General features: G+C 67.2%; 4 protein-coding genes. 1 reads left to right on the plus strand and 3 read right to left on the minus strand.

The features are described 5' to 3' along the window. Positions 1-225: 225 nt before the first annotated feature. Both ACFWPJ_RS27740 and ACFWPJ_RS27745 read right to left on the minus strand, forming a co-directional pair. Positions 226-708, minus strand: coding sequence for an adenosine-specific kinase (locus ACFWPJ_RS27740; RefSeq protein ID WP_378855674.1), 483 nt, complete (start codon positions 706-708; stop codon positions 226-228). Between the two features lie 322 nt (positions 709-1,030). After that, entirely contained in the window at positions 1,031-2,698 is a 1,668-nt protein-coding gene (locus ACFWPJ_RS27745; protein WP_378855676.1) for a bifunctional 3'-5' exonuclease/DNA polymerase, read from the minus strand. A 313-nt stretch (positions 2,699-3,011) separates the two neighbouring features. Here ACFWPJ_RS27745 and ACFWPJ_RS27750 point away from each other — a divergent pair, with 313 nt between their 5' ends. Continuing rightward, positions 3,012-3,188, plus strand: coding sequence for a hypothetical protein (locus ACFWPJ_RS27750; RefSeq protein WP_378855678.1), 177 nt, complete (start codon positions 3,012-3,014; stop codon positions 3,186-3,188). 144 nt (positions 3,189-3,332) lie between these two features. On the opposite strand, the gene ACFWPJ_RS27755 is transcribed toward ACFWPJ_RS27750, so the two are convergent. Next, positions 3,333-3,559: SDR family oxidoreductase (locus ACFWPJ_RS27755; protein ID WP_378855680.1), on the minus strand; the 227-nt coding region annotated here is incomplete at its 5' end.

Here is a 3,559-nt window from a genome sequence, read left to right on the forward strand (position 1 = left end):
GGCTCGGGCAGATTCGGCATCACCTCATTGTGGAGGTATGCGAGCCCTCCGTCGATCGACGACGGCTGGGCCGCGATGGTGCTTGAACGTGCGTAGTACACGAGCCACCTCCTACTTCTGCAGAGGCGGCGCCCCGGTGGGCGCCACCGGACATACCCACTGTCCTCCACGGTTACCGTCCGCACAATGCCTCAGATCGCGCAACGGTTCGGCGGACGCGGGTCCCTACAACTTGTAGCCGATCTGACGCAGTAGCTGTCGACGGTCTGCCTGATCGTCGGCACTTTCCACGCCCAGTGGGGCTGACCCGTCGACCACGCCGACAATTCCGCGGCCCAGCTCGGTCTGGGCGATCAACACATCCACGGGATTGGCGGTGGCACAGAATATTCCGCAGACCTCCGGGACATGCCGGATCGCATTGAGCACATTGACCGGGTATCCCTCACGCAGGAAGACGATGAACGAATGTCCCGCGCCGACGGCGAGTGCGTTCGTCGTGGCGAGCTCGATCAGATCGTCGTCGTTGCCGGAGTGCCGGACCAGGCACGGCCCGGACGCCTCGCAGAATGCCAGCCCGAACCGCAGGTGGGAACTGACCCCGACCAGCGCCTCGTGCATGTCCTCGACGGTTTTGATGAAGTGCGCCTGCCCGATGACGACGTTGAGATCATCCGGCTTGTCGATACGCACGGCTGTCAGCTCCACATCCAGCATTCTGCGCCGCACCGATGCCGATGCACAGCACGTCTCGGCACCGATTTGCGCGCGCAGCCCCGACGGGCCGAAAAAAGCCGGATTCAGGTGCCCACAGGTATTGACAGAACGAAAATCCGGAGAAGACTGTACATATACCAGAAGACCGGAAATGAGCCACGCTGTCAGTAGAGACGTCTGTTGACTTCGGTGACGATTTTCAAGGATCTGGCCAGGCCCCCGGCAAGCCAATCGAATGCCAGAGTTGTCAGCGACGACTGAAGCTCATGGATTCGACGGAGACTACCGGGGACTGTTCTGTGTGGGGGTCTTTCTACTTGGCGTCCCCGTAACACTCCACCACAGCGGTGGTGAACGGGAACCGTACCGGTGTCGATCCGAAAGCGAGCCTGCCCGCGGTCTCGGCCGCTGCGGCGATCGCGGCGGTCACCGTTGCGGCCTCCTCCGCCGGACAGTGCACGATCACCTCGTCGTGCTGGAAGAAGACCAGCTCGGCGCGAAGCCCGGCGATCGCATGACGCACACCGGCCAGCACCAGCAGGGCCCAGTCCGCGGCGCTGCCCTGCACCACGAAGTTGCGGGTGAACCGGCCACGGGCTCGGGCCGCGGAAGTGCTTCCGTATCCCCCCGGATTCTCCTGGGACGGATCGGGTTCCTCCGGCGCAGCGACCGACAGCGGCGGGCAGGTGCGGCCTAGCCACGTGCGCACCAGGCGCCCTTCCTCGCCGGCGCGCGCCGCGTCGTCGACATAGGCGACCGCCGCCGGATACCGCCGACGAAGACCGGCCAGATGGATCAGGGCGTCGCCGGAGGTCTGACCGTAGATGGCGCCGAGCAGGGCGATCTTGGCTTGGGCGCGGTCGCCGCCGAATCCGCGGACCGCCAGATCCGCGTACAGATCGTCACCGCGACCGGCCACCTCCATCAATCCCGGGTCGCGCGACACGGCGGCGAGCACGCGTGGTTCCATCTGGTCGGCGTCGGCGACCACCAGACACCAGCCCGGATCGGCACGGATCGCTTGCCGGATCACCTTCGGAATCTGCAGCGCCCCACCACCATTGGTGGTCCAGCGGCCCGTCACCGTGCCGCCGGGCAGGTACTCGGGACGAAACCGGCCGCCGTGCACCCACTGTTCGAGCCACGACCAGCTGTGCGCGGTATAGAGGCGGTACAGCGACTTGTAAGCCAGCAATGGCGCCACCGCCGGGTGGTCGACCTGCTGGAGTTCCCATTTTCGCGTGGAGGACAGCTCGATCCCGGCGCGGGCGAAGGCTTTGACGATCTCGTTGGGCAGGTCGGGCCGGACCCGGACGGCGCCGCCGAAGGCTCGCGACACCTCATCGGCCAACTCCGCCATCCGGCGCGGTTCCGGTGCACCGGGAACGCGCTCCCCCAGCATGGTGTCCAGCAACTCGCGATGGACGTCCGCGCGCCACGGGATCCCGGATCGCGACATCTCCGTGGCCACCAGCATGCCCGCCGATTCGGCGGCCAGCAGCAGCCACATGCGTTCCGGATGTTCGGTCCGCGCCGTCCTGGCGACCTGACCCGCGTAGACCGCCAACAACGCGGTGAACTCGTCCGTGCCGGGCGGAAGCGGCACCGGCGCCGACTCGAACAGCGACGGCTGGGTTTCGGCCGCCCGTGCGGGCGCGTCCGGCGGGATCGGCAGATTGTGCAGGCGCGCCCAGGCTGCCGCCAAGGAGCGTGCCTGACCCGCCTGGCCCTGCTCGTGCCCGATCAGCAGGGCTTCCGCGGCCTGCACGTCATAACAGCGCTCCACGCGCACACCCGCCGCGAGCAAGGTCCGGTAGATCTCGGCGGTAGATCGCCACACCCACCGCTCGACCTCGGGGCGCGAGCGCACCGCCTCGGCCAGCGACGGCTCGTGGACCACCGGTCCCGCGGGCCGACCGTCCCGCTCGAGGGGACACAAACGAGCACCACCGTCGCCCCACTCCGCCACCGCCCATCGCACGGGACCGAGTCTGGCAGCCGGGTCCGACAACCCCGGTCGCGGCGGCTACTCGGCGCGGCGTTCGCGGCGTACCGTTGACTGTCCGGTTGCCGGGCCGCACAGTTGGTACAGCAGACTTTGCGCGTGTCGTGGTGGTGTCCACAGGATTGCCGCTGTTCACATGGGGTATCAGCGTGATTTGATCGCACACGGAGAGGATGCGATGACGATGCGCGGCCGACGGAATCGACGGGATCGGGAAATTCGCGAAGTACGAGAAATCCACGCCAGGCCATCCCATCAAATCGCCAGGTTCTTGCTCTCTACGCTGCTGATGGTCTGGATCGGATCCGGGATGGCCGCGGCCATGCAGCGAAACCACTTCATGAACACGCCGGTCGACTGCGGCCACTGGGGCACGATCGCCGTCACGGTCGCGGCGGGTCCCCTCAACTATCTGGGGGCGAACCCGAAGGTCACCGAGTGCCAGCTACCGGAGCCGAGCCAGTGAACGGCCGCGGTAGCTGGCAGCAGTGCCCTTGACAGCCAGGCGCTCACCCATCGCGCGATAACCCTCGACGACCTGTTCCAGGGGCAGAGTCAGGTCGAGGACCTGGCCGGAGTCGAGCACCTGGCGGACCGTGTCGCCGAGGAACTAGCCGTTCATGTCGACGACCGGAGGGCCTGCCGTCCAGCCGCCGTCGACGGCCAGTTCGGCGCCGGTCGTGTACGAGGCAGCGTCACTGAGCAGGTAGGTGATCGCCCCGGCGAGTTCCTCGGGCCGCCCGACCCTGCCCAGCGGCGCGTTCGGGAAACCGCCGTCCGCCAGGCTGATTCCGGTCGGTGCGGTCATCGGGGTGAGGACCATACCGGGATGTACCG

The organism is Nocardia sp. NPDC058497, assembly GCF_042720195.1.
GTDB lineage: Bacteria > Actinomycetota > Actinomycetes > Mycobacteriales > Mycobacteriaceae > Nocardia.

Bases quoted from the DNA above. Each gene is read 5' to 3' on its own strand.
- ACFWPJ_RS27750 (WP_378855678.1), top strand. From the start codon at position 3,012: ATGGTCTGGATCGGATCCGGGATGGCCGCGGCCATGCAGCGAAACCAC.